The following is a 26868-nucleotide window of genomic DNA, read 5'->3' on the forward strand; positions in this document are numbered from 1 at the left end:
GAGCAAACGCGAGCAGTGTCAGGTGAGCCGCCACCGCGACTCACTGACAAAGCATAGCTTTTAGCTCAGGGTTTGCTGGCCTGTGACGCTTGCGTTCGTCCGCTTTCCCAACCACCGCCCAAGGCCAGGAACAGATCGATCTGGCTCATGGCAACCTGGGTGTTCGCCGCCGCCAGCTGCGCGCGCACATCGGTGTAGGTGCGCGTGGCTTGCAGGTCGGCCAGGAACGAGGCGCGCCCGGCCTGGAAGAAGCGGTGCGTCTGCTCCGACGCCTCCTTGGCAGACTGGCCGGCATCGGCCAACGCGTCGCGGCGTTGCAACTGCGCGGTGTATTGCGCAAGGCCGGTCTGGGTTTCGCGGATGGCATTGAGCACCACGCCGTCGAAGTGCGCCAGGGCGCCCTGGGTCGCGGCTTCGGCTTCATGAATGCGCGCACGCGCGCCGTTGGTCGGCACCGACCAACTGATCAACGGGCCAAAGCCCCAGCGGTTGGTGGCCGGCGTGCCCAAGTCATCGAGCAGACCCACCGTGCCCACGGTGGCGCCGATACTGATGTCCGGGTACAACGCGCCGGTGGCCACGCCGATACGCGCGGTGGCGGCGGCCAGTTGGCGCTCAGCCTGGCGCACATCGGGGCGACGTTTGAGCAGGGTCGCGCCGTCGCCCACCGGCAGCAACTGGGCGATGTGCGGCAGCTCGGCGCAGGTGCCGGTGCCCGCTGGCAGTTGGTCTACCGGCTTGGCCAGCAGCATCGACAACCGGAACAAGCCCGCCTGGCGCAATGCTTCGTAGCGCGGCATGTCGGCGCGCAACGATTTGTATTGGGTTTGCGAACGCGTCACCTGGGTTTCATCACCACGCCCGGCATCGCGCAGGCGCTGGGTCAGTTTGGTGCTCTGGGCCTGCAGGTCGAGGGACTCGTTGGCGATCGCCAGTTCTTCGTTGGCCGCGCACACCTGGGTGTAGGAGCGCACCACATCCGCTACCAGCGTGATGCGCGCGATGTCAGCGGCGGCCTGGGCGGCGTCGGTGGTGGCCTGGGCGCTTTCGATGCCGCGCTGCAGTGTGCCGAACAGGTCGAACTGGTAAGAGGTGCTGATGCTGGCGCTGCCGATGTTGCCAACCGGGACTTTTTCAGTCAGCAAAAACGCTTCACCCGATTCCTGCAAGCGTTGGGCCTCAGCCTTGGCGCCGGCACTCCAGCCGCCTGCCGATTCAGCCTCCTGGGTCTGGAAACGCGCGCGTTGCAGGTTGGCGGCAGCCACCCGCAGGTCGGTGTTGGAGGCCATGGCCTGGCGTACCAGCTCATCCAGGCGCGGGTCTTTGTAGAGCTTCCACCAGTCCGCCGGCACCGGCGCCGACACCACGTTGTGGCCCTCGCCCGCGATCTGCCCTTGCAGGTCGCCACGGTTGATAGCGGCCTTGTCCGGCAATCGGTAATCCGGGCCTACCACCTGGCAGGCCGACAGCAGCAAACCCAAGCCAGCCGTGGCCAGCAACGCCGCCGGTTTCATGGTGTTTCTCCCTGCTGCGCGTTGTCTTTGGCGGCGGTCTTGTCATCGATGATCGACACCGTGGCTGTGCGCCCGGCGATCATGCGAAAGTCCGCCGGCACGTCATCAAAGGCAATGCGCACCGGAATCCGCTGGGCCAGGCGCACCCAGCTGAACGCCGGGTTGACGTTGGGCAGCAGGTTGGAGCCACTGGTGCGGTCACGGTCTTCGATACCGGCAACGATGCTTTGCACATGGCCACGCAAGCGCGCGTTGTCGCCGATCACACGAATATCCACCGCCATGCCGACGTGAATGCCGTCGAGCTTGGTCTCTTCAAAGTAACCGTCGATGTGGAAGGAGTTGCTGTCGACCACCGACAGCACCGGGCGCCCGGCGGTGACGAACTCCTGATTGCGCGGCGCACGGTCGTTGACGTAGCCGTCCACGGGGCTGCGGATTACCGAGCGGTCGAGGTTGAGCTGGGCGGCGTCCACCGTCACCTGCGCCTCGGCCAGGGCCGATTGGGCGCGGGCCACGCGGGACTGGCTTTCTTCCAGTTGCTCACTTGGCACCAGGTTGCCCAGACCGCGGTTACGCTTGTACTCGCGATTGGCCTGGGCCAGAGTTTCCTGGCGGTCGGCCACGGCGGCCTGGGCCTGGCGCAGGGCCAGCTTGAAGCGGTCCTGGTCCACGGCAAACAGCACCTGGCCCTTGGTCACCAACTGGTTGTCGCGCACGTCGACTTGCTGGATCAACCCGGACACATCCGGGGCGATCTGCACGATGTCGGCACGGATATGCCCGTCACGGGTCCAGGGCGCAAACATGTAGTACATGACCATGCGCCACACAACGACGACAGCGAAGGTCACTATCAATAACGTCAGGACAACACGGCCGATGGTCAAAAAAGGTTTTTTCATGTCATCAGATATCGACTGAGTGAGTCCACCGCGCCCAGCAACAGCGCGTAGAGCCCCACATTGAACAATGCCCGGTGCCAGACCAGGCGATAGAAGTGAATGCGCGTCAACAGCCCGTGCACCACCAGAAACAACACGTACGTAATGCCCATCAGCACCAGCAGCGTGGGCAGGAACACCCCGCTGATATCCAGATCACCGATCATAAAGGCGCTCCATCAGGCAGCGGCGCTTCCATTTCGGTGCCGCCAATAAATTCCACGCCAGGCAGCAACGACAGGCGCAAGCCGGCCAGTGCGTGCAGCAGATGCAGGCGGGTGTCGTCTTCGTCTTGCAGGCCTTGCCCGTTGAGGGCGCGGCGCGTGCGGTCCAGGGTCATCAGCAGACCGCTCGGCGCGGGCAAGCGTTCACCCGCCTTCAGGCAGGCCTTGAAGTAACCGCCCACACCTTCCACCACCTGGTTGAGCAGTACCCGAGGCACGCCGTAGATACGCGGCGAGTAGGCCAGCAGGTCGAGCAGGTTCAGCGCCACACGCAAATCGCGCAGGGCGATGCCGGTGTCCTGGCCGGTGAGGGCCAGGCGCGGCAGGTGCTGCATCAGGCGGTCGAGCATTTGCGCGGCCATGTGCCGGTGTTCGGCGAGGGTCGCAGGTTCGGTCAGGGTGACGATGTCGCGCCAACTGAAACGGGTCAGGCGCTTGGCCGCCAGTTCGGCGCCGAACGGCCGCGCAATCAACGTCCACACAAAGGCAAACAACAAACCCACGGGGCCGGCCAGGTTAACGTTGGCGAAGTTCAGGAAGTCTGCGTCATAGGCGCCCTGAATGCTGATGAACGAGGAGGTATTGACCAGCGTCAGCAGCATGCCGAGGTAGAAACGCGGCTGCACGGTGAGCGTGCCGATGCAGATAAACGGCACGGCAAACGCCAGCACCAGCATCGGAAAATCATGCAGGTTAGGCAGCACCAGAAACAGATAAAGGCTGGCGAACAGCACCGACATTGCGGTCCAGAAAAAGAACCGGTAGATCTGCGGCGCCGGGTCGTCCATCGAGGCAAAAAAACTGCAGGCCACGGCGGCCAGGATCACCGCGCTGCCGCCGTCGGTCCAGCCCAGCAAAATCCACAGCACCGAGGCGACGATGATCGCGGTAACGGTGGAAAACGCCGAATAGAACATCAAGCCCCGGTCGAGAAATGGCGTCAGCCGGCCCAGGCGCCAGTGGCGGTACACCGCGCGCCAGGTGTCCTGGCTTTCGCACTGGATGGCGGCCTGCAGGCTGCGACAGTCTTGCCACAGGTCGATCCACTCGCCGAGGCGATACAGCGCGTTGGAGTACAGCAACGTGTGGCGATCATCCAGCGCTTCGCCTTGGGGCTGCAGGGCATCGACCTGATCCCGCAGCACGCGCCAGCTTTCCAGCGGGGCGGTTTCAACGGTGCTTTCCAGCCACTGCCGGCTTGCCTCCAGCACCGGCGTGAGTCGGTCGAGAAACTCCGGCGCGCGGTGTTCGACGGCGTACAGGGCGTCGTCGAGCGCATCCACCACGGGCAGCAAGTGAATCATGCGCCCGCGCAGTTCCTTGGTGTTGCGCACGGTCTGCGGCCGCGCGCCTTCGTGGGGCAACTGGCCGATCATCAATTCCAGGGTGTTGAAGGTGGCGACCATGCCGCCGCGCAAGGTGCTGACCTCTTCCGGCTGCACGTTGCGCGTCAAAAACCGCAGGCTGTAGACCTGGGCATCGGCAAACCATTTGGTCACCGAGCCATCGAACACCGGCATCAGGCGCCGCGGCCAGAACATCGCGCCCACCACCGCCGCGACCGCGATGCCGAGAAAGATCTCCTCGGTGCGCGCCTCGGCCACATCCCACACCGCCAGCGGGTTATCCACCACCGGCAAGGCGATCAGCGGCAAGGTGTAGCCGGCCAGCATCAACGCGTAGTTATTCGCGGTACGCAGGTGCATGGACAGGAACAGCAAAATGCCCGTCCACAACGCAATCACCACCACCAGCACGTACGGCGCCTGCACAAACATCGGCACAAACACCACCGCCGCCGCTGCACCCATGAAGGTGCCGATGGCGCGGTACAGCGCCTTGGAACTGGTAGGACCGACAAACGGGCTGGAGACGATATACACCGTGGCCATCGCCCAGTACGGACGTGGCATTTGCATGAGCATGGCGATGTACAACGCGATCATTGACGCTGCGAACGTACGTACCCCGTAGAACCAATCGCGGGCTGGCGGAAAACCGGTAAAAAATCCGTTCAAGGCGATGCAACCCCAGCCGCTTCGAACGCCCGCAGCACGCGCAGGGCGGCTTCAAGGTCGCTGTGGGCAATGTCCGCCAGCACTTCCTGACGCAGGCGCACCAGCTGCGCTTCCACCGCTTGCACCAGCTCGCGGCCGCGCTCGGTGAGGCTCAAGGCCTTGGCGCGACGGTCATGCACGTCTTCGGTCCGGCACACGTAGCCGCCGCTGCACAGCTGGTCGAGCAGGCGCACCAGCGAGGGGCTTTCCATGCCGGAAGCCTGGGCGACTTTTACTTGGTGCACACCGTCGCCCAAGCGGCCGATCATCAACAAGGGCACGGCGCAGGCTTCGGAAATACCGTAGCTCACCAGCGTGGTCTGGCAGATTTTGCGCCAATTGCGGGCGCCCACCACCATGCTGCTGCTGAGGTTCATCTGGAGTTGTTCGAGGGTATGAGGCACTGGATTGTTCGCATACAGTTAGTTTGCTAACTATCAATATGGTGGATGCGTCCAAAGCAGTCAAGTTTTGAAACAAATTTGTGATGGGTGGCGCGGGGTGCTGTGGGTAAGTAAAGCGGGTTTGAATGGGTGTGCTGGTTTTTCCACTTTGGCTCCCACGTTGGGTCAGCGTTGGCGTCGCACCTGAAAGTCATCGGTACAAGCCGTCGGCAAAATCCCAACGCCGCTGAGGCCGATATTTTTACCCCTCACGCCCCGTGCGCAACAACACACTCAGCTGATCCACCACTTCCGCCCAATCGGCATCCTCCAAAATCTCTTCGCGCAAAAACGCTCGCTGACTGGCCGTCCAGAAAAACGCATCCGCCAGATGCAACTCAGGCTTGAGCGGTGAATGAACCGTCACAAACTGCTCGATACTCACCGGGTCATCCGGCAGCCCCAGCTGTTTGAACAGTGACGGCAAGCTGTGCAGAGGCGATTCCATGGTGGGTTCCTACGAAGACCATTCCTGTGAGTCTAGCCCAGGCGGCGTTGCGGGCATGTACTTGATACCGATGCTTGATTAACGGCAACCCTCGGGCTGCGAGGGCTCTGGCCCGCGACACAGCACAAACAAGCGCGCCCGTGCCCCGCCGCCGTCCTGCTGCAAAAGCTGGCGCCAGTCGGCAGGAATCGGTGCGAACTCATCCGGCATTTCCGTGCTGCTGATCAGCCACACGCGGTGCGTATCGGCCGGTAATGCCGACAAACGGTCCAGGTAAATACGCCCGCCGTCCTGATCCACCAACGTGCCGAAACCGTAGGCGTTCGGCCGGGTCGGCGTGCCGTCGGGTTTGGGGGGCGTGTAGAGCTGCAATTGGGCGTCGGTTTCGTCGTAATACACGTAGGGCAAGTACCACAGCATATCGCTGAGGACGATGCGGTCGTCTTCCTGATAGTTGCGGTTAACGAACTCCACCGGCACGTTGAATTGATCATGCGCATCCACGGTGGCGTTGTTCTTCAACCCTAGCAGTTCCACACCCACGAACAACACAAACAACGCCGCGCCCAACCATGCCAGGCGTTTGGGCAGGCGGTCGATGGCCAGGGCCATCAGGATCGGCAACCCGAGTGCGTAGACCGTGAGGTAGCGCTCGATAAATACCGGGGAAATGAAAGAGACGCCGTACACCAGCAACAGCGGCAGCAGAAAAAACAGCGCCAGCAGGCATGCCGGGCGATACCGCTCACGATCACGCCAGGCCGCGATGCCCACGACGGCGATCAGCAGCAGCGGGAACAGCCAGAACAGCGGCGGCCAGAAGCCGATGCCTTCATCCTGAAGCATGAACTGCCAGACCATCGACGGCACGGAAATCAGCGAAACCGGGTCTTCCCAGCCAATATCACCGCCAACCTTGAGCTGTTCAATGTGCTGCGTCAGGTCCAGCAGGTTCGGCAGCCACGGCAGGTACAACACCACAATGAGCGCATTGGCGCACCACCACGACGGGCGAATGATCAAGCGTTGGCCGGGCGCCTGTGAGCGGCACAACACGCCCAGGTACGCCCAGTGCACCAACACGCACAGCGCAGTGAAATAGTGGGTGTAGAATCCGGCCGCCATCAGCACTACATAGACGGCCAGATAACGCGTGCGCCCGGGCTGTCGCACCCAGTACACCAGCGCCAGCGTGGCGCCTAGCAACCACACGGCCAGCAGGGAGTACATGCGCACTTCCTGGCTGTAACGCACCGCCGTCGGAAACAACGCCAGCAGCACACCGGCCAGCACCGCCGCACGACGCGTGGACAGCTGTCGCGTGAGCCAGATGCCCAGCCCCACCGCCGCTGCGCCGGGCAGGGCACTCATGCCGCGAATCGACCAGATCCCATCGCCAAACAGCTCGATCCAACCGCGCAGCATGAAGAAGTACAGCGGCGGGTGCACATCATGGGCGGCGTGAAACCACAGGTCCTCCATGGCGTATTCGCTGAGCAGCAGGCTCGACGCTTCGTCGCCCCAGATCGCCGAAGCGGTCAGGCCATAGAAACGCACGGCCATGGCCAGCGCCAGAATCGGCACCCACCACAACCGGCTGAGCCAACCGGCGCCTTCCCAGGCGCCCGAGAGGCGATTGACCGCGTGAAATGCCCCAACTTTGTCGTCTTGCTCTACCACAGACCGTCGCACCTCAATTCCCCTGATACTGCCCGTTTCCGGGAAAAACCTGCACATGCGCAAACAAGCGCCACTCTAGGACAAAAGCCCCGTTTTCGCTCGCTGTTTTACAACCGTTGGGCGGCACGCTGCAGCACTTGACTGGTACCTGATGGACCTGCGACTGCGCCTGGGTTTCGCTGAGCAATGCCACGACCAAAAATCGGACAAATCAGCAATTTGTGTAGGCCTTCACCGAAGCGGCTGTCGGATCAAGCTATGATTAGCACCCTCCAAGGACTCAGGATCAAGGACACGTCATGCGCATCGGTTTTTTGTCACCCCTGGCACTGGCCCTGCTTGCCGGCATTTCCCTACCGGCCCAGGCCAGTTCGGACGACTCGTGTTACCCCGACTGGCGGGTGTCGCGTGACACGCTGGACCCCTGCAACAATCTGCCGTTCCTGAGCCCTGGCAATGACAGCCGGGCCAACCTGCGCTTGTTGCTGGCCGACAAGAAAGCCGCGCCGCTGACGCCCAATGCCTTGAGCGAAGATGACCTGGCAGAGGGTTTTGGCCCGGTGCCGTTCCCGGTGTATCGCCTTGTGCCGCGTGGCGAAGCCGAGCCCGCCAGCACGCCCGACACCCCCAAAACCTCGCCGCTCGATGCACTGCTTGAACCGCTGGGCATCAAGCGTGACGACGCTAAAGCTGCTGGCGATGCGTTCCTCAATGGCGAGGGCAGCCGCTGCCGCAGCAACGACGACAACAGCGCCGCCGCGTTTATCAGCCAGGTGGTCAAAGCCGACATGCCGGCCGCCGAACGCAATCTGCTGGTGAAGGCGCGCCTGCAATTGCTCACCACCTGTGAATGGACAGGCCCGGTGGTGGAGCCGTCGCAAGATATCCAGTCGACCGAAGGTCAGTTGTTTCGCACGTACCTGCAAGCCGCCGCCGATTTCTACGCAGGTCGTTTCACCGACTCCGGGCCTGGCTTCGTCGCCACCCACAACGCCGCTTCGCCCTGGCTGAAAGAAACCGCGCTGTACATGACCGCGCGCAACGCACTCAACCAGGCCCAGGCCAACACCTATGACGAAGACGGCGTGCCGCACCTCGACCGTGTGGATAAACCCGCGCTTGCCGAGGCCGAAAAGGGTTTCGACGCTTATCTGAAAACGTATCCACAGGGCGAGTACAGCGCCTCCGCGCGCGGCTTGCTGCGCCGGGTGTACTGGCTGGCGGACGACAACGAAAAACTCGCCGAGGCCCTTGCCTGGCAACTGACTCAGGCTACCGACGAGCAGCGCAATGTGTCGGTGGATGAATTGGTCGAAGAGGCCGACCTCAAGCTGTTGATGGTCAATAGCGACACGGTCAAGACGCCGATGATCCAACTCGTCAGCGACCTGATGGTCATGCGTGGCGGCGACCAGCCGGCCCTCAGCCGCGCAGACCTTGAGAAGCAAAAAGCAGCGTTTGCCGATGAACCAGCGTTTTACGACTACTTGTTAGCCGTGAGCGCGCTGTACGTCGAGCATCAACCGGATGCCGCCTTGAAGCAGTTGCCGCACAGCGTGCCGTCGAGCCTGAACTACTTCGCCTTCAGCCAACAAACCCTGCGCGCCCTGGCCCTGGAGGCCAAGCAAGACTGGAAAGGCGCACAAGACCTGTGGCTGCAACTGCTGCCGCTGGCCAACTTGCCGCTGCAACGCGACCAGTTGGAGTTGGCCCTGGCACTCAACTATGAACGCAGCGGCCAGCTGGCCAAGGTGTTCGCCGCCGATTCGCCGATCAGCGCCAAGCAAGTGCGTTATATCCTGCTGCGCAACGTCGCCGGGCCTGACTTGCTGCGCCAGCAGATCGCCAAGGCCGACGATCCGGTCGAGCGCCAGACCGCGCAATTCGTGCTGCTTTATAAAGACTTGCTGCGCGGCCAGTTCGCCACCTTCGCCGACGACCTCAAGCAACTGCCAACGCCGGCCCCTGAAGACAAGCTGGGCACCAGCCTGGGCTATGTCTACAGCGGCGGCCAGAGCTTGAAACTGTTCCAGTGGAACGGTGAAAAAGCCGAATCCGGCTACAGCTGCCCGGCCATCGCGCAAACCGCCGCCACGTTGCAAACCGACGCGAAAAACCCGCAAGCCCTGAACTGCTTCGGTGAGTTCATCTTGCGCAATAACCTCGACGGCATGCCTCTGGAGCAGACACGCGCCGCCGGCAGCCTGGGCAGCACCGCGTCGCAATTTCCAGGTGAAACCTTCTCGCGGCTCAACGGCTACAAGCAGGTGATCGCCAACGCCAAGGCGCCGAAGAACGACAAAGCCTACGCACTGTTCCGTGCCATCAACTGCTATGCACCGGCCGGCTACAACAGCTGCGGCGGCGATGACGTTGAACCGGCCGCGCGCAAGGCCTGGTTCCGCCAGCTCAAAAGCGGCTTCGCCGACACCCAGTGGGGCAAATCGCTGCAGTACTACTGGTGAAGCACCTGTGGCTCGGCTTGCTCCTGCTGGCAAGCCCGGCCTTTGGCGCCGTGGATGCTCGCGACTACGACGCCTTCTGGTTGTGGAGTGGCGTCACTCCGCAACCGGTGCTTAAACAGGCCAACACCCTGTACATCCTGCAAGGCCAGATCAATTCCACCCGCCGCGCCCCCGAGCGCGGCGTGCAACTGATCGCCCAGGGCCTGGGCATACCACGCCTCACCCGGGGCGAAGTCTGGGTGGTCTACCGCGCCCACACCTTGCACTGGCCAGAACAGGTCTACACCCAAGTGCTCGGCCAGGTGCAACGCTGGCGCGACGCGGGCAACCCGGTGGTCGGCATTCAGATCGACTTCGACGCCCGCACCCAATACCTGCACGAATACGCCGACTTCCTGCGCGACCTGCGCCACCGCCTGCCCGCCGACTTGAAGCTGAGCATCACCGGGCTGATGGACTGGAGCAGCAACGCCGACCCAAGCGCCATCGCCCAGCTCAAAGGCGTGGTGGATGAAGTAGTGGTGCAGACGTATCAAGGGCGCCACAGCATCCCGGATTACGCCGCGTATTTACCGCGCATGAACCGGCTGGGGCTGCCATTCAAGGTGGGGTTGATTCAGGGTGGGGTGTGGGAGGCGCCGGGGTATTTGAAGGGGAATGAGTGGTTTCGCGGGTATGTGGTTTTTCTGCAGAATCCGTGATCCACGCACAGTTTCCATGTGGGAACGGGCTTGGCCGCGAAGGCGATGGGTGACGCAACAACGATGCCCCCCTCCTGGACCGCCTTCGCGAGCAAGCCCGCTCCCACAATTTGACCGAGCTCGACTGTAGAACCGTTATCGCCCAGCGGTTTGCAATGGATACACCGACTCCCAACCGCCACCCAACGCCTTATACAACCCAACCATGGCCAGCGACACGCCGGTGGAGCTTTCAACCCATTGTTCCTGCGTGGCCAGCAGCGCGCTTTGCACCGTGAGCACATTGACGAAATCCACCACGCCTTCGACGTACTGCTGCTGCGCGGTGCTCAGCGCGATCTGGTTCTGGCGCACCGCTTCGGCGAGGCTGTCGCGGCGCAGTTGGCTGGCGTTGTAACGGGTCAGTTGGTCGTCAATTTCATGCCAGGCGCGCAGCACGGTTTGCTGGTAGGCCAGCGCAGCTTCCTGTTGCTGCGCTTCACGCAGGTTCAACATGCCTTGCAGACGCCCGCCGTTGAACAGCGGCAAGCTGAATTGAGGGCCGAAGGCGAACGCGCGCGAGCCCCATGAGCCGAAATCCGACAGTTGCAGGGCCTGGGAGCCGAGGCTGCCCGACAGCGTGATGCGCGGGTAGAAGTCGCCCTTGGCCACGCCGATAGTGGCAGTGGCGGCGTGCAGGCGCGCTTCGGCCTGGCGGATGTCGGGGCGACGTTCAGCCAACTCGGACGGCAAACCGATGGCGACCTGGCGTTGGGTTTGCGGCACGGCGGCGTCCTTGGACAATTGCGCATGCAGGGCTTGTGGCGGCTCGCCCATCAACAGGCTCAGGGCGTTGATCAATTGGTCCTGGCGCTGCTGCAAATCCGGCAGGCGCGCTTCGATGGCGGCCACTTGGGCAGCCGCTTCGGCCACGTCCAGGTCGGTCGCCACACCGTCGGCCAGGCGCAGTTGCGAGAGTTTGAGGCTGTGGCGCGCCACGTCGAGGTTCTGCTCGGTGACGGCGCGGGTGTTCTGCACGCCGCGCAACTGGATGTAGTCCTGGGCGGTTTCGGCGAGTACCGACAACAGCACGGCGCGGCGGTCGTCTTCGGCAACTTGCAGGGTGGCGTCGGCGGCTTCGGTTTCGCGTTTTACACGGCCCCAGAAGTCCAATTCCCAAGCGGCAGAGAAGCCCATGTCCCATTGGTTGAACGCTGAACGGCCATTCTCGCCAGAGGGATCATTCAAGCCCTTAGCGCTGTTGCGCTCGCGCTGATAACCACCGGTGGCGTTGACGTTGGGATAACGCTCGGCAGTAGTTACCTGGCGCACGGCGCGGCTTTGTTGCAGGCGGCTGCTGGCCAGTTTCAGGTCGAGGTTATCGGTGAGCGCACGGCGTGTGAGGGCCGAGAGTTGCGCGTCGTGGAACACGTCCCACCAACGCTCCTGCAAAGGCTCGGTGACGGCGCGGCTGGCGGCTTGGTGCCCTTGGGGCTCGCCCCATTGCGTGATGTGCGGGCCTTGCGGCCGCTGGAAATCCGGGCCAACGGTACAGGCACTGAGGCTGATGAGGCTCAAGGTGAGCCAGGCAAATTGCTTCATTGCTGGGCCACCTCACGCGGCTGCGCGACAGGCTGGGTGTCGACGCTGGCCTCCACCGACATGCCAACACGCAAGCGCTCGGTCAGTGGTTGATTGGGTTCGAGCACGATTTTCACCGGAATGCGTTGCACCACCTTGGTGAAATTGCCGGTGGCGTTGTCGGGCTTGACCGAGGCGAACGTCACGCCCGTGGCGGGTGCGAGGCTTTCCAGATGCCCCTTGAGCAGTTCGCCGTCGAGGCTGTCGACGCGCACCTGCACGGCTTGGCCGGCGTGCATATGCCACAACTGGGTTTCCTGGAAGTTGGCCACCACATAGGCCTCGGCCAAGGGCACCACGGCGAGGATCTTGCTGCCCGGCGTGACATAGGCGCCCACCCGTACCGCGCGCTCACCGACCATGCCATCCACCGGCGCGACGATGCGCGTGTAAGAGAGTTGATAGCTGGCCATTTCGAGCGCTGCCTGAGCACGCTTGAGTCCACCTTCGGCGGCATCGCGCTGGGCGGTGAGGATTTCCACCTGCTTGCGCTCTGCCGCCAGCACCGCCGTGGCATTGGCCAGGCGCGCGGTGGCCTGGTCGATGCGGGTCTTGGCTTGCTGGGCGTTCTGCACGGTGCCCGCGCCCACACCGGCGAGGTGGTTGTAGCGGTTCAGTTCGTGTTCGGCAAAAGCCACTTCGGCACGGTCCGCCGCTACGGTGGCCTGGGCCTGGGCGATCACCGAGCTTTGGCGTTCGAGGGTCGCGGTGGCGTTTTTCAGTTGGGCCTGGGCGACGAGCGTGTCGGCATCGGCCGCCTGGGCGGCGGCGCGAAAATCGCGGTCGTCGATCAACGCCAACAGCTGGCCGGCCTTGACGCGCTGGTTGTCTTCCACCAGCACTTCCTTGATAAAACCGGCCACGCGCGGCGCCACCAAGGTGAAGTCGGCGGCAACGAAGGCGTCGTTGGTGGTCTGGCGCTTGCTGCCCAACAGGCCGGGCGCGACCAGATAAACCAGTACACCAACGGCAAATACAGCAATAACGGCAACGGCAATTTTGTCTTTGCGTTTCATGAGAAATCCTTTTGGCTAGGTCGGTGCGCGCGGTGGAAAAATTCGCGTCGGCATCCAGAAAATCAGCAGAATCAACGCCACCGCGACGGCGGCCATGACGTAATAAAGGTCCGAAGAAGTCAGCACCACGGCCTGCTCGTGCAGGCGGTGCGCCAGGCCCGGCGCGTCGCCGTCGGCCAGGGGCGAGTTGCCCAGGCGGTCCACCAACATGGTCGAGTGAAAGTGCAGACGCTGGGTGGTCAGCACATCCAGCACGGCGGTGGCGACCACGGCGGCCAGGCCTTTGACGGTGTTGAACCACGCCGAGGCGAATGGCCCGTCCATCGGTTGGATGCTGCCAGTGGAGAGCATCAGCAGCGGCAGCACGGCCATGGGCTGACCAAAGATTTGCAGCAGGTAGAGGCCGTAAAAATCATCCCGGATCCACTCCGACGTCAGGTGCGAGCTGCCCACACAGCACAGCACCAGCATGCTCAAGCCAATCCCCAGGACCCAGCGGCAATCGACCCAGCGCAGGTTGCACAGCGCCGCCACCAACGGCAGCGCAACCAACTGCGGCAACGCCATCAGCAACATCACCGGCGCCGTTTGCAGCGGCCGGTAACCCTGAACCTGGGCGAGGAAACTCGACGGGATGATGATGACCGACGTCAGCACCATCAGCACGCCTGCCAGCACGATCAAGGCAAACGCCAGGTTGCGCAGGCCGAGCATCTGCAACTTGAAGAACGGAATCGGCTGCGACCATTCATTGATCAGAAACAGCACCAGCAACAGCGTGCCGCCGCTGAGCAGGAAGGTAATCAGGCCGGACTCGAACCAGTCCAGGCGATTGCCCTGCAACAAGCCAATCACCAGCATGCAGATCGCCGGGAAACCCAGCAGCAAGCCGCGCCAGTTGAACTGCTTGAAGCGCTCCAGGCGCACCGGGTCTTGTGGCAAGCCGTAGGCCACGGCGGCCATCGCCAGCAGGCACGGCGCGACGATCTGCCAGAACGCCCATTGCCAGCCGACGTACTCGGTCCACAGCGCCGCCAACGGCGTGCCCAGGCTTGGGCCGAACGTGGCGGTGAGTGCGTAACCCGCCAGGCCATACAGCTTGACGTTGGCCGGCAGGAAACGCAGCGCCACGGTCATCAGCATCGGCGGCAACGCGCCACCGGCCAGGCCTTGCACGGTGCGCAGCACCAGCAGGGTTTCGTAGTTCGGCGCAAACGGGCACAGGATGCCCAGCACGGTGAACAAAGCGATGGCACACAGCGTGAAGCGGCGCAGGGAAAACGTCACCGAACACCAGGGCGCGAATGCCATGGCCGCCACGGAGGTCGCCGTATACGCCGCGACCAGCCAGGTGCCTTCGTCAAAACCGATGTACAGCGCACCACGGATATCGGCGAGGGCGACTTTGGTGACCATCTCGTTGAGACCGGACACCAGCACCGCCAGCAAGACGCCGACCAAGCCAATGATGATGCGCGGGCCGAACACGGGCGGGTTGAGCGCAGGGGGTTTGGCTGCAGCCTGGAGGGCGGGGGCAGCGAGGGAGGTCATGGACAGGTAACTCGGGATTAGAAATACCCGAGCAGTTTAATCAGGCACACCCATAACAAAAAGTTACTTGCTGGAAGCTTATAAGTGCGTCAGACGCAATCCTCAGGGGCACTGCTGATCTCTGTGGAAGCTGGCTTGCCTGCGATAGCGGTGGGTCAGGCAATGAATCCCTACACAGTCAGACCGCCATCACAGGCAAGCCAGCGCCCACATTGATCGAGTGAATCTCAGCTGGGTTGCGCTTCCAGCCAGGTGGCATGGCAGCTTTCGCGCATGGTTTCGCGCAGCCACTTATGGGCAGGGTCTTTGTCGAAACGCGGGTGCCAGAATTGGGCCAGCATCAGGGTCGGCAGGGAGATCGGCAACTGGAATGCGCGCAGGGGCAGCTTCAGGCGATTGGCACTCAGCAGGGCTTCCTTGGGCACCGGCAGCAGCAGGTCGGAATCGGGCAGCATGAACATCGCGCCATGAAAGCCTGGGGCGATCATGGCCACGCGGCGCTCCAAGCCCAGGGCATTGAGCGCGGTGTCGATTGGCCCGCGGGCGATGCCGCGTCGCGAAATGCTGATGTGGGAGTAGCTGGCAAACCGCGCGGCGGTGATTTCTTCGTCGAACAGCGGGTGGTCCTCGCGCGCAAGGCCCACAAAGGTGGTGGAAAACAGGTTCTGCACCTTCACTTCGGGGCTGGATGGCATGGAATTACTCACCCGCAGGTCCAGCCGACCTTCGCGCAATGCCTCGTCGTCGGTGTCGCCTTCAGGCACGAAACACAGCTCGCACTGCGGTGCCATGCGTTCCATGGTGTCGAACAGCCGACCGCCATATACGCCGACAAAGAAGTCATTGGCACGCACGCTGAATCGCCGGCGCAAGGTGCTGAGGTCAACCTGGTCTGCCGAGCGGAACAACAACGCCGCCTGCTCCACCACGTTGCGCACCTGGCCTTGCAACTGCAGCGCCTTGGGCGTCGGCACCAGGCCACGCCCGGCGCGCACCAGGATCGGATCGCCCACCGCTTCGCGAATACGCGTGAGGGTGCGGCTCATGGCCGCCGGGCTGAGGTTCATGCGCCGCGCGGCGCCGACCACGCTGCCTTCATCAAGTAAGGCGTCGAGGGCGACCAACAGGTTCATGTCCGGTAATTGCATGCCAAGCACTCGTGATCGTTGGAGAGTGAACTGCACGCAATCCTAGCAGGCTTTACAGGTAACGCTTGAAGGTGCGCGGCAAGTAGTCCGCGTAGGCAGCCTTGGGGTGAGCCTGGCACTGGCGCACGATGTCTGGCAGGGCTTTTTCCAGTTCGTCGGCCTTGGCCAGGCCTTGTTTGTAGTCGCTTTTACCGCTGAGCGCGGGGAACATCACCGCAACGCGGGTGATGGCAAAGCTCTTGATATCGATCAGCGGGCGCGCGGGGTAATCGCGACGGAACTGGCTGACTTCTTCGGTCAACGCGCTGCAGGGTTGAAACAGAGTTTGCGTAAACGTCAGTTGAACCGTTTTGGGGCTGGGCGGTTCAGGCGTGAAGATCATGTCGTTATGCGCCTCAAGCACCGCTGGGCGGTCGGCACTGACCGTCCAGGGCTTGAAACGCCACAGCGTCGCCGCGGCCACGGCGGCTTCGCCAAAGGCCGGCTGGGTGGCGGAGAGCGCCTTTACATCACTGACCGTGCCGTCGCTGTGAATCTTCAAGCTGATGCGCGCATGCCCCTGGGTGCTGATCAGGCTAGAAGGGTAAAGCGGCTTGGGCATGGCCACCGCGTCGGGCGTAAATTCGGCAAACACCGAGGTCGAGAACAACAAGGCCGCCGCCAGTACAAAACACCGCATCGTCGTAAATCCTTTTACCGCGCATGCCTGACGCCAGGGCGACGTCAGGTTCGGACGGCATTATCAGAGCTCGCGCCGATAAAGAACAATGACTCCTGTTTGAACCGGGGGGTCTGCCACCCTATAAGTATCAACGCTGCATGCCCCAGCGCTTCACCGTCAGCCGCTCAAAGGTGTTGAACACCAGATTTTCGACCAGCAACCCGATGAGGATAACCACGGCCAAGCCGGCAAACACCTTGTCGGTGTACAGCTCATTGCGGTTCTGGAAGATGTACCAACCCAAACCGCCCTTGCCGCTGGTGGCGCCGAACACCAGCTCGGCGGCGATCAATGTGCGCCAGGCAAATGCCCAGCCGATTTTCAGGCCGGCAAGGATCGACGGCAGCGCCGCCGGGATCAGGATGAACAGCACAAAACGCATGCCCTTGAGGCCGTAGTTGCGGCCGGCCATGCGCAGGGTTTCAGACACGCCAAGAAACCCCGAATACGTGTTCAGCGCCAAGGCCCACAGCACCGAATGCACCAGCACGAAAATCAGGCTGTTCTGCCCCAGGCCGAACCACAGCAGGGCCAGCGGCAGCAATGCAATGGCCGGCAGCGGGTTGAACATCGAGGTCAGTGTACTCAGCAGGTCGCGGCCAAGCTGGGTCGAGACCGCCAGCGTAGTCAGGGCAAACGCCAGCACGATGCCGATCACATAGCCCTTGATCAGCACTGCCAGCGAGATGCTCACTTTGCTCAACAACTCACCGCTGAGCAGGCCGTCGAATAACGCTTGAGCGGTCTGCAAAAAGCTCGGCAGCAGCAGGTCATTGTTCTGGTAACGCGCGACTGCCTCCCAAATGATCGCCAACACGATCAGGATCAGGCCCTTGCGCAGCCAGCCTTGCTGCCACAAGCGTTGGCGCAGCGGCAGCTCGCGTTCAACGGGGACGCTGAGCAGCGGTTCGAGGTGTACTTCAAATTCCTGGCGCATAGGTCGGCCCCTTAGTAAGCGATGCGGATATCGGCAAAACCCAACTCACGTTCGGCCTCGGGCGCTTCATCGAACAGCAGGCGATGAATGCGCCGCGCCGACGCCTGGAATTCCACACCGCCGAGGCTGTGCAGGTCGTATTGATGGCTATGGATTTCCGCCCGCACGCGCCCCGGATGCGGCGACAGCAACAGGATGCGATTTCCCACCACCAAAGCTTCTTCGATGGAATGGGTGACGAACAACAGCGTGAAGCGCACCTCTTCCCAGAGCAGCAGCAGTTCTTCCTGCATCTTGCGTCGGGTCAAAGCGTCGAGGGCGGCGAAGGGTTCATCCATCAGCAGGATTTTTGGCTGCATGGCCAGGGCGCGAGCGATCGCCACACGCGCTTTCATACCGCCGGACAACGTGTGCGGGTAAGCATCGGCAAAAGCGCTGAGGCCGACTTTTTCGAGGTAGTACAGCGCACGCTCTTGGGCTTCGCGACGCTTTAAGGTTTTGGACGCCAGCAGCGGGAACATCACGTTCTGAATGACGGTTTTCCACGGCGGCAACTGGTCGAATTCCTGGAACACCACGATGCGGTCCGGGCCGGGTTGTTCGACCTTTTGCCCGAGCAGGCGAATCTCGCCTTCGCAGGGTTTGATAAACCCGGCGATGGACTTGAGCAAGGTGGATTTGCCACAGCCCGAGGGGCCGAGCAGCACGTAGCGATCAGCCGGGTCGATCTCGAAACTGACCTGATGGGTGGCCCGCACCACGCGCTCGGGGGTGCGGTATTCGAGGCTGACGTGGTCCACCGCCAACAGCGGCTGGGCGGTGTTCAGGTTGCTGGCCGCGTGGCCTTGCAGGGGCGCGTTCATTTCAACTCTCTTGCCGAGGACCAGGATTAGAAAGGCGCATCGCCCTGAATGGTGGTGCGAAACAGCTTGCGGCGCAGGTGGCTCGGGCAACCGGCGGCCAAGTGGATCAGCGAGCGGTTGTCCCAGAACACCAGGTCGTGGGGCTGCCACTGGTGGCGGTAGATGTTGTGCGGCAGCACGCTGTGGGCGTAGAGCTGGGCCAGCAGGTCGCGGCTTTCATCCTCGGGCAGGCCGACGATGCGGGTGGTGAAACCTTCGCTGACGAACAGCGCCTTGCGACCGTTTTCCGGATGAGTACGCACGATCGGGTGCACCACTTCGGCCACTTGGGCCAGTTGCTCAGGCGTCAGCGTTGGCCGCCAGTTGCCTTCGAATTTGGTTTCGCTGTAGCGCGCAGTGTAGGAATGCGCGGCGCGGCGGCCCTCCACCGCTTTGCGCAGGGGCTCGGGCAATTGGTCCCAGGCTTTGTGCATGTCGGCAAACAGCGTGTCGCCGCCTTCGGAGGGCAGCTCCTGGGCGTGCAGCATTGAGCCTAGGCTTGGCAGCTCTTTATAAGACAGGTCCGAGTGCCAGAACTTGCCCGCGTCACCCAGGCCGATGGATTGGCCGTTTTCGATGATGTTGGAAACGATCAGGATTTCCGGGTGGTTGGCCAGCAGGAACTGTTTGAGCACGTGGATCTGCAGCACACCGAAGCGGCGGCTGAAGGCGATCTGTTGTTCGGGGGTAATGCGTTGATCGCGGAACACCACGACGTGGTGATCCAGGTGCGCGCGGTGGATGCGCGCGAAGTCATGGTCGTTAACCGGGCGAGACACATCCAGGCCGACGATCTCGGCGCCAACGCTGCCGGGGAATGGCCGGATCTCGAAGGTTTGGGCGGTTACGGTCGCTGTTGGAACAGTAGAGGTGGCGGACATGAGGGCACTCCCGGTCGGACAGGGGAGTGACTTTATAGATATAAGAACGGGCGATTAAATACCGTTAGTGAATATCTATATGCATTAGGGTGGGGGTCTGTGGTGAAGCTGAGGGCGCCATCGCAGGCAAGCCGGCTCCCACATTTGATGGGTGTACACATTCAAATGTGGGAGCCGGGCTTGCCCGCGATGAGGCCCGTGCCGGCGCTGAAGATCAGCGCTCGTGCAACGCCTCGGCCCGCGCCTTGATGATCGGCTTGAGCAGGTAGCTCAGGATGCTTTTCTTGCCTGTGATGATGTCCACCGAGGCCACCATGCCGGGGATGATCAGCAGCGGCTTCTCATCGGTGCCCAAATGGCTGCGGTCGGTGCGCAAGGTGATCATGTAGTAGGTGGTTTTCTTGTCTTCGTCGGTGATGGTGTCAGCACCGATGCGTTCGAGCTTGGCCTTCAGCCCGCCATAGATGGTGTAGTCATAGGCGGTGAATTTGACGATCGCTTCTTGCCCAGGGTGCAGGAACGCGATGTCTTGCGGGCGGATCTTGGCTTCCACCAGCAAGGTGTCGTTAAGCGGCACGATTTCGACCATGTCGCTGCCCGGCTGGATCACGCCACCGACGGTGTTGACCAGCAGCTGTTTGACGATACCGCGCACCGGCGAAGTGACCAGCGTGCGGCTGACGCGGTCTTCGAGGGCGCGGCCAGTGGACTCAGCCTTGTTCAGCTCGGTACGCGCTTCGTTGAGTTGGGTCAGCGCTTCACTGCGGAATTTGCCCCGGGTTTCGTCGATCTTGCGCTGCACTTCCTTGATAGCTGATTCGGCACGGGGAATTGCCAGGGTGGTAGCGTCCAGCTGCCCGCGGGTTTCCATTTCGGCGCGCTTGAGGCGCAGCACTTCCACTGGCGACACCGCACCCTGGGCCACCAACGGCTCGGACATGTTGATTTCCTGACGCTGCAGGGACAACTGGCTGCGGTACTGGCCTTGTTTGGAGGTGAACTCGCGCAGTTCCTGTTGACGCTGCACCAGTTGCTCCTGCAAACCGCCGACTTCGTCTTTCAACTGCTGACGACGGCTTTCATACAGCGAACGCTCGTTGGCCGCCTGGCTTGGCGCGGCCTTGAGCACGTCGTCGGGAATGTTCAGCGGGCGGTCATCCACCTGCGCGCTCAGGCGCTCGACGCGCAGTTGCATGGCCAGGCGCAAGGCTTCGGTTTCGCCGGCGTTGGAAACAAACCGCGTGTCGTCGAGGCGAATCAGCGGCGCGCCGGCTTCGACGATCTGGCCTTCCTTGACGAACAGCTCGGAGACGATGCCGCCTTCCAGGTTCTGGATTTTTTGCAGCTTGGACGACGGAATAGCCTTGCCGTCGCCGCGGGTGACTTCGTCGATGCTGGAGAAGCCCGCCCACACGACCAAAAATACGAAGAACGCAATGATCGCCCAAATGGTCAGGCGGATGACCCGCGGCGCATCTTCGATCAGTGCCTTGTTGACCTCAGGCAGCGGCTGGCCCTGCAACGAATCGGAGCCCTTGAAGTAGCGGCCGACCGCGCTTTTGATGGAGTTAAGCAACACTGATCTGCCCCTTTTTCAACGCTTCCATAACCACGGCTTTCGGGCCGTCCGCGAGGATCTGCCCACGGTCGACCACCAGCAGGCGGTCCACCAGCGAGAGCAGTGAGGCACGGTGCGTGACCAGCACCACGGTCTTGTTTTGCACCACGGCTTGCAGGCGTTGTTTCAAGCGTTCTTCACCGGTGTTGTCCATGGCGCTGGTGGGTTCGTCCAACAGCAGGATGGGCGGGTTGAGCAACAGCGCGCGAGCCAGGGCGACGTTCTGGCGCTGGCCGCCGGACAGGTTCTGCCCACGCTCGCCAACTTGCAGTTCATAGCCTTGCGGGTGCAGGCGCGCGAATTCGTGCACGCCGGCCAGTTCGGCGGCTTGCAGGACCATTTCGTCTTCGACATAACGCGCACCCGAGACCAGGTTGTCGCGCAGGGTGCCGGCCAGCAGCTGGATGTCTTGGGCGACGTAGCCGATGTTGTGGCGCAACTCGCTCACGTCGATCTGGCGTACGTCCACGCCGTCTACCAGCAAGGCGCCGGAGTCGGGCTGGTAAAGGCCGACGATCAGTTTGGCCAGGGAGCTTTTGCCCGAGCCGCTGCGGCCGATGATGCCGATTTTTTCGCCCGGCTTGATCACCAGGTTGATGTTTTTCAGCGCGGCGTTCTGTTGGTTCGGGTAGGTGAAGTTCAGGCCACGGCACTCGATGGCACCTTGCAGGGTGCGACGGCTCATCGGGCGTTCTTCGAAATTGCGCTCCTGGGGTAGCTCCATCATCTGGTCCACCGAGGTCATGGTGACCTTGGCTTGCTGGTAGCGGGTCAGCAGGCCCGACAGCGAGGCCAGCGGGCTCAGCGCACGGCCACTGAGCATGTAGCAGGCAATCAGGCCGCCCATGCTGAGGTTGCCGTCGATGATCTGGTACACACCGAACACGATCATGATCACGCCGGCCAGTTGCTGGATCAGCAGGGTCATGTTCATCGACAGGCCCGACAGCAACTTCACGCGCAGCTCAAGCCGGCTGAGGGTGCCGATGGTTTGTTCCCAGCCGTACTGACGCTCGCTCTCGGCGTTGTTGACCTTGACCGCGTCCAGACCTGCGAGGGTTTCGATCAGGCTCGACTGGCGCTCGGCAGCCAGGGCCATGGTCCGCTCCATGGTCGCGACCAACGGTTTTTGCAGGGCGTAGCCGATGCCCAGGGCAATCGGGAAAGCCAGCACCGGAATCCACACCAGGTGGCCGCCGAGGATGGCGATCACCAGGAAAATCAGCAGGGTGAACGGCAGGTCGATCAGGCTGGTGAGGGTCAGCGACGCGAGGAAATCGCGCAGGCTTTGAAACTCATGGATGTTCTGCGCGAAGCTGCCGACCCGTGCCGGGCGGTACTTCATGGACATGCCGACAATGCGCTCGAACAGCGTGGCCGAAATGATCAGGTCGGTCTTTTTGCCGGCGAGGTCCAGGCACAGGCTGCGCAGGCTCTTGAGGACCAGGTCGAACAGGTACGCGCCGCCGATGCCCACGGCCAGCACCCACAAGGTAGATGTGGCCTGGTTGGGCACTACTCGATCGTAGACGTTCATCACAAACAGCGGCGCCGCCATGGCGATGATGTTGATCAGGAAGCTGGCGGCGATGGCGTCGGTGTAGAGCCAGCGCGAACGCTTGAGGGTGTCGCGAAACCACGAACGCGCTCGCGGGATCAGCGTGCCGTGGTTGACGTCGAATTTGTGCTGCGGCTGGGCGAAGAAGACTTTGCCGATGTAATCGTCGACCAACAGCTCGCGCTTGATCAGCACCTCACCGCCGTCGCTTTCGCTGAGCAGAATGCGCGCTTCGTCTTCGCCTTGCCAACCCACCAGCACCGTACTGCGACCGTCCTTGAGCAACAGGAGCGCCGGCAGTGCGATGGTCGGAATCTGTTCCAGCTTGCGTTGCAGCACCCGCCCTTGCAGGCCGGCACGCGCGGCTGCACGCGGCAGCAGCTCGGCACTCAGGCGCTGCGAGGGCAGCGGCAGGCCGGTGGTGAGCATGGCCGCGCTGGCCGGTTTTTGATGCAGGGCACAAAGCGCCAACAACCCGTCCAATAACGGGTCGTCGTGCAGCGTGCGTGGATCATGACTGAGATGAACTCGACTGACTTCGGATTCCACGCGCTGCACTCTCGACTAACAGATGGGGCTATAGGGGTGACTCAATTCATCCCAGGCAGTTGGACTTTTGGCTTCACGTCGTTCTGTACGACGGAGGCCATCGGTGCGACCACGCCCTGGCTTTTGAGCAATTCGCCCATGGTCGCCTTGATTCGATATTGAGTAAATAACTGAATGTTCTTGATCTCTTCCAAACGACGCGAAGCGGTGAACAATTCGTTCTCGCTGTCGAGCAAGTCGAGCAGCGTACGTTGGCCCAGGCTGAACTGCTGCTGGTAAGAGGTGCGCACGCGGGTGCTGTGATCCACGTACTGCTGGGCTACCGGCAATTGCGCGTTGGCGTTATTCAGGGCGTTCCAGGCCAGGCCCAGTTCTTCGTTGAGTTGGCGCAGGGCGTTGTTGCGGATATCCAGTGCCTGGTTGGCCTGGTAGGACTTCGATTGCAAGTCGGCCTTGTTGCTGCCACCGGCGAACAGGTTGAAGCGCATGCGCACCATGGCTTCCCAACCGTTGCTGTGGCCGGCATCGCCGCCGACGTTGTTGTCGGCATTCGTGCCCAGCTCTGCATCAAAGCGCGGGTAGAAGGTGGACTTGGCAGCTTCGTACTGACTTTCGGCGGCGGAGATATCCGACTCGGCCGAACGCAGGACCGGGCTGTTGTCGAGCATCTGGCGGCGTGCTTCGTTGAAGTCAGCCGGCAGCATGGCTACAAACGGCGCCGGGCGCTCGAGCTGGTCGGGCATCTGGCCGACGGCGCTGAGGTAATTGACCTGGGAGTCGGCCAGGTTGGTTTGCTCGGTGATCAGGTTGTTGCGGGCCTGGGCCAGACGCGCTTCGGCTTGGTCCTGGTCGGCACCGTTACCGACGCCGCGCTGGGTGCGCAGTTTGATCTGGTCGTAAATGCGTTCGTGGTTGCGCAGGTTTTCTTCAGCCAGGCGCACGAACTCACGGCGTGTCAGCACATCCAGGTACACCTGGGCGACGGTCAACCCGGTGCGCTCGGAAGTACCCAGCAGGGAGTACGCGCGGGAATTGACGTTGGCTTGTTGGCGCCCGACTTCGCTGGAGGTGGCGAAACCGTCAAAAATCATCTGTTGCAGACGCAGGCTCGATTCGCCGCGGTTGTGGGTGTCCCACTGGTTGCCGTTCGGGCCGCTGGCGGCGCGCGTGTTGGAATCGTCGGTGCCTTCACGACCATAACCGGCGTTCAGGTCTACACGAGGCAAGTAACCACCTTGTGCAGCGCGCAGTTGGTAATCGGCGGCGATACGGCTGTTCACGCCGGCTTGAATTTCCGGGTGCACGTCTAAGGCCTGTTGCATGGCCTGGGGCAATGTTTGGGCTTGTACAAAACTGGCGGCGAGTACGAACGGTATTGCCTTGAACAGGTGCAAACGCATTTAAAAATTCCCCAGGACTTCTTGTCTCAAATCACAGCGATTCGGCCTCGCTGAGTCGGATAATGGCTACCGTAATGACCGTACGTCGGAAAGTTCAAAAAGCGGAACTGCTTCACACATGTAGGACGGTTCGCCGCATAAATATCAATGTGACATTACGGGGCCAATTGTTTAGGATGGCGACCAGAAGGTCAATAGTTTGGCATAAACTAGATAGCGAATAAATCTAGCCAATTATTTGACGCCAGTAAGTAATTAGACTACGCCCCCCTCCTGTTTGGCCCTCGCACTTGCGAGCGGCCACATGGAAATCATCAGAAACGGATCGCCGGAGAAATCTTTAATGAGCAGTGTTGTTGCCATCGTCAAAAGCATTGTTGGTCAAGTTTTCGTTATTTCTCCGGAAGGGACACGCCGCGTCCTCGTTGAAGGTGATCGCCTGTTCGCGGGCGACCAGGTCGATACCGGCATGTCCGGCGCGGTCAGCCTGGAATTGGCCGACGGCCGCACGCTGGACCTCGGTCGGGATACCCAATGGAGCGCCGACATGCCGGACTCCAGCCTCGACCTGGCCGCAGCCACCGAGCAGGCCGCACCGTCGGTTGCCGAGCTGCAACAAGCCATCGCCGCCGGCGCCGACCCGACCACCGACCTGGAAGCCACTGCCGCAGGCGCAACCGCTGCCGGTAACGGCGCCGCGGGCGGCGGCCACAGCTTCGTCGTGCTGGACGCGACCGCAGGCCGCGTCGACCCGACCATCGGCTTCCCGACCGGCCCTCTGGGCCAGACCACGGCGACCCAAACCCAGCTCGCGGGCGCCCAAGGCTCGACCGACAACAGCGGCAACCTGGTGTTGCAGGCGTCCACCCTGTCGCTGAGCGCAACCCCGAGCATCACCGAAGCCGGCGGCGTGCTGACCTACACCGCCACGGTGACCCAGGCACCGTCCAGCAACCTGAACATCACGCTGTCCAACGGCGCAGTGATCACCATCATTGCCGGCCAGACCACCGGCACCGTCAACGTACCGCTGGCGCCGAACGACAGCCCTTACATCGATCCAAGCCAGATCAGCGTCAACGTCACCGGCACCACTGGCGGCAACAACCTGGTACTGACCCTCGACCCTAATCCGGCCGTGACTCAGATTACCGATACCATCGACACCACTACCGTGACGCTGACGGCGGGTGGAACGGTGACCGAAGGCGGTCAGATCACTTACACCGCGACACTGACCAACCCTGCACAGACGCCGGTGACGGTCACTTTGAGCAATGGCTCGGTGATTACCATCAAGGCGGGTGAGTCGGTTGGCACCGTGGTGGTGGATACGCCGGCTAACGACGTTTACAACAATGGCTCGACTGTCAGCACCACGATTACTGGTGCAACTGGCGGCAACTTCGAGAACTTGGTGCCGAGCACTACACCTGCGGTCACCACGATCACTGATTCGGTTGATACCACTACCGTCACTCTGACTGCCGATAACTCGGTTGTTGAGGGTGGCAATATCACTTACACCGCGACGTTGACCAACCCGGCGCAAACTCCGGTCACCGTGACGCTGAGCAATGGCCAGACCATCGTTATCGAAGCGGGTAAATCTGCGGGCTCGGTGGTGTTTGAAACGCCGGCTAATGATGTCTACAACAACGGTTCGACCGTCAATACGACGATCACCAGCGCCACCGGTGGTAACTTCGAGAACCTGGCGACCAATCCAGCTCCAGCGGTGACCACCATCACCGACTCGATCGACACCACTACCGTCACTCTGACTGCCGATAACTCGGTTGTTGAGGGCGGCAATATCACTTACACCGCCACGTTGACCAATCCGGCGCAAACTCCGGTCACCGTGACGCTGAGCAATGGCCAGACCATCGTTATCGAAGCGGGTAAATCTGCGGGCTCGGTGGTGTTTGAAACGCCGGCTAATGATGTCTACAACAACGGTTCGACCGTCAACACGACGATCACCAACGCAACTGGCGGTAACTTCGAGAACCTGGTGCCGAGCACTACACCTGCGGTCACCACGATCACCGACTCGATTGATACCACCACCGTCACGTTGACGGCGGGCGAGACTGTCACCGAAGGTGGCCAGATCACTTACACCGCGACACTGACCAACCCTGCACAGACGCCGGTGACGGTCACTTTGAGCAATGGCTCGGTGATTACCATCAAGGCGGGTGAGTCGGTTGGCACCGTGGTGGTGGATACGCCGGCTAACGACGTTTACAACAATGGCTCGACTGTCAGCACCACGATTACTGGGGCTACGGGCGGCAACTTTGAAAATCTGGTACCGAGCACTACGCCTGCGGTCACCACGATCACCGACTCGATTGATACCACTACCGTTACCCTGACTGCCGATAACTCGGTCGTTGAAGGCGGAAACATCACTTACACCGCTACGCTGACTAACCCGGCGCAAACTGCGGTGACTGTGACGCTTTCGAATGGTCAGACCATC

At 62.0% G+C, this 26868-nt stretch carries 21 protein-coding genes; 3 read left to right on the plus strand and 18 right to left on the minus strand.

All coding sequences use genetic code 11. The features are described from left to right. Nucleotides 1–65: 65 nt before the first annotated feature. From AACV02_RS28330 to AACV02_RS28360, 7 genes are all read right to left on the minus strand, one after another. The gene (locus AACV02_RS28330) at nucleotides 66–1514 is read right to left on the minus strand and encodes an efflux transporter outer membrane subunit (protein ID WP_119738336.1); all 1449 of its coding nucleotides are present in this window, start codon (nucleotides 1512–1514) and stop codon (nucleotides 66–68) included. Next, nucleotides 1511–2419, minus strand: a complete 909-nt coding sequence (locus AACV02_RS28335; protein WP_119738338.1) for an efflux RND transporter periplasmic adaptor subunit — start codon at nucleotides 2417–2419, stop codon at nucleotides 1511–1513. The genes AACV02_RS28330 and AACV02_RS28335 overlap by 4 nt, the downstream gene beginning before the upstream one ends. Continuing rightward, nucleotides 2416–2625 carry a DUF1656 domain-containing protein gene (locus AACV02_RS28340; protein ID WP_016969155.1) on the minus strand — a complete coding sequence of 70 codons (210 nt, stop codon included), beginning with the start codon at nucleotides 2623–2625 and terminating at the stop codon, nucleotides 2416–2418. The genes AACV02_RS28335 and AACV02_RS28340 overlap by 4 nt, the downstream gene beginning before the upstream one ends. Further along, the gene (locus AACV02_RS28345; protein ID WP_106577318.1) at nucleotides 2622–4700 is read right to left on the minus strand and encodes an FUSC family protein; all 2079 of its coding nucleotides are present in this window, start codon (nucleotides 4698–4700) and stop codon (nucleotides 2622–2624) included. Before AACV02_RS28345 ends, AACV02_RS28340 begins: the two co-directional genes overlap by 4 nt. Beyond that, nucleotides 4697–5116: a MarR family winged helix-turn-helix transcriptional regulator gene (locus AACV02_RS28350; RefSeq protein ID WP_119738340.1), complete on the minus strand. Its 420-nt coding sequence runs from the start codon at nucleotides 5114–5116 to the stop codon at nucleotides 4697–4699. The genes AACV02_RS28345 and AACV02_RS28350 overlap by 4 nt, the downstream gene beginning before the upstream one ends. A gap of 268 nt (nucleotides 5117–5384) precedes the next feature. Next, nucleotides 5385–5630, minus strand: coding sequence for a DUF2789 domain-containing protein (locus tag AACV02_RS28355; protein ID WP_119738343.1), 246 nt, complete (start codon nucleotides 5628–5630; stop codon nucleotides 5385–5387). Between the two features lie 78 nt (nucleotides 5631–5708). Next, nucleotides 5709–7322 (minus strand): glycosyltransferase family 39 protein, encoded by a 1614-nt coding sequence (locus tag AACV02_RS28360; protein ID WP_119738345.1) that lies wholly within the window; start codon nucleotides 7320–7322, stop codon nucleotides 5709–5711. 287 nt (nucleotides 7323–7609) lie between these two features. On the opposite strand from AACV02_RS28360, the gene AACV02_RS28365 reads away from it, so the two are divergent. Together AACV02_RS28365 and AACV02_RS28370 are read left to right on the plus strand one after the other, a co-directional pair. Next, nucleotides 7610–9775, plus strand: a complete 2166-nt coding sequence (locus AACV02_RS28365; protein ID WP_119738347.1) for an outer membrane assembly lipoprotein YfiO — start codon at nucleotides 7610–7612, stop codon at nucleotides 9773–9775. Then, the gene (locus AACV02_RS28370) at nucleotides 9772–10476 is read left to right on the plus strand and encodes a DUF3142 domain-containing protein (protein WP_119738349.1); all 705 of its coding nucleotides are present in this window, start codon (nucleotides 9772–9774) and stop codon (nucleotides 10474–10476) included. Before AACV02_RS28365 ends, AACV02_RS28370 begins: the two co-directional genes overlap by 4 nt. Nucleotides 10477–10611: 135 nt before the next feature. Here AACV02_RS28370 and AACV02_RS28375 read toward each other — a convergent pair whose 3' ends face one another. The 11 genes from AACV02_RS28375 to AACV02_RS28425 all read right to left on the minus strand — a co-directional run bounded on the left by AACV02_RS28375 (nucleotide 10612) and on the right by AACV02_RS28425 (nucleotide 24377). After that, nucleotides 10612–12057: an efflux transporter outer membrane subunit gene (locus AACV02_RS28375; protein ID WP_119738351.1), complete on the minus strand. Its 1446-nt coding sequence runs from the start codon at nucleotides 12055–12057 to the stop codon at nucleotides 10612–10614. Next, on the minus strand, nucleotides 12054–13112 hold the full coding sequence (locus tag AACV02_RS28380; protein ID WP_106577311.1) for an HlyD family secretion protein: 1059 nt from the start codon (nucleotides 13110–13112) through the stop codon (nucleotides 12054–12056). Before AACV02_RS28380 ends, AACV02_RS28375 begins: the two co-directional genes overlap by 4 nt. Nucleotides 13113–13127: 15 nt before the next feature. After that, nucleotides 13128–14663, minus strand: a complete 1536-nt coding sequence (locus AACV02_RS28385; RefSeq protein WP_119738353.1) for an MFS transporter — start codon at nucleotides 14661–14663, stop codon at nucleotides 13128–13130. Nucleotides 14664–14890: 227 nt separating this feature from the next. Then, entirely contained in the window at nucleotides 14891–15811 is a 921-nt protein-coding gene (locus AACV02_RS28390; protein ID WP_119738355.1) for a LysR family transcriptional regulator, read from the minus strand. Nucleotides 15812–15863: 52 nt separating this feature from the next. Further along, nucleotides 15864–16490, minus strand: a complete 627-nt coding sequence (locus AACV02_RS28395) for a TonB family protein (RefSeq protein ID WP_119738358.1) — start codon at nucleotides 16488–16490, stop codon at nucleotides 15864–15866. Between the two features lie 130 nt (nucleotides 16491–16620). Continuing rightward, the gene (locus tag AACV02_RS28400; RefSeq protein WP_119738360.1) at nucleotides 16621–17469 is read right to left on the minus strand and encodes an ABC transporter permease; all 849 of its coding nucleotides are present in this window, start codon (nucleotides 17467–17469) and stop codon (nucleotides 16621–16623) included. A gap of 11 nt (nucleotides 17470–17480) precedes the next feature. Further along, nucleotides 17481–18332, minus strand: a complete 852-nt coding sequence (locus AACV02_RS28405; protein ID WP_106577306.1) for an ABC transporter ATP-binding protein — start codon at nucleotides 18330–18332, stop codon at nucleotides 17481–17483. Nucleotides 18333–18358: 26 nt separating this feature from the next. Continuing rightward, nucleotides 18359–19252 carry a TauD/TfdA dioxygenase family protein gene (locus AACV02_RS28410; protein ID WP_119738362.1) on the minus strand — a complete coding sequence of 298 codons (894 nt, stop codon included), beginning with the start codon at nucleotides 19250–19252 and terminating at the stop codon, nucleotides 18359–18361. A gap of 214 nt (nucleotides 19253–19466) precedes the next feature. Further along, nucleotides 19467–20831 carry an HlyD family type I secretion periplasmic adaptor subunit gene (locus AACV02_RS28415; protein WP_106577304.1) on the minus strand — a complete coding sequence of 455 codons (1365 nt, stop codon included), beginning with the start codon at nucleotides 20829–20831 and terminating at the stop codon, nucleotides 19467–19469. After that, nucleotides 20821–22977, minus strand: coding sequence for a type I secretion system permease/ATPase (locus AACV02_RS28420; protein WP_119738405.1), 2157 nt, complete (start codon nucleotides 22975–22977; stop codon nucleotides 20821–20823). The genes AACV02_RS28415 and AACV02_RS28420 overlap by 11 nt, the downstream gene beginning before the upstream one ends. 41 nt (nucleotides 22978–23018) lie before the next feature. Then, nucleotides 23019–24377 carry a TolC family outer membrane protein gene (locus AACV02_RS28425; RefSeq protein WP_106577303.1) on the minus strand — a complete coding sequence of 453 codons (1359 nt, stop codon included), beginning with the start codon at nucleotides 24375–24377 and terminating at the stop codon, nucleotides 23019–23021. A 343-nt stretch (nucleotides 24378–24720) separates the two neighbouring features. Between AACV02_RS28425 and AACV02_RS28430 the strand changes: the two genes are divergently transcribed. Next, the coding region (locus AACV02_RS28430; RefSeq protein ID WP_256680477.1) for a retention module-containing protein at nucleotides 24721–26868 on the plus strand (2148 nt) is incomplete at its 3' end.

Source organism: Pseudomonas sp. Larv2_ips (assembly GCF_963879675.1).
In the GTDB taxonomy this organism is placed as follows: Bacteria; Pseudomonadota; Gammaproteobacteria; order Pseudomonadales; family Pseudomonadaceae; genus Aquipseudomonas.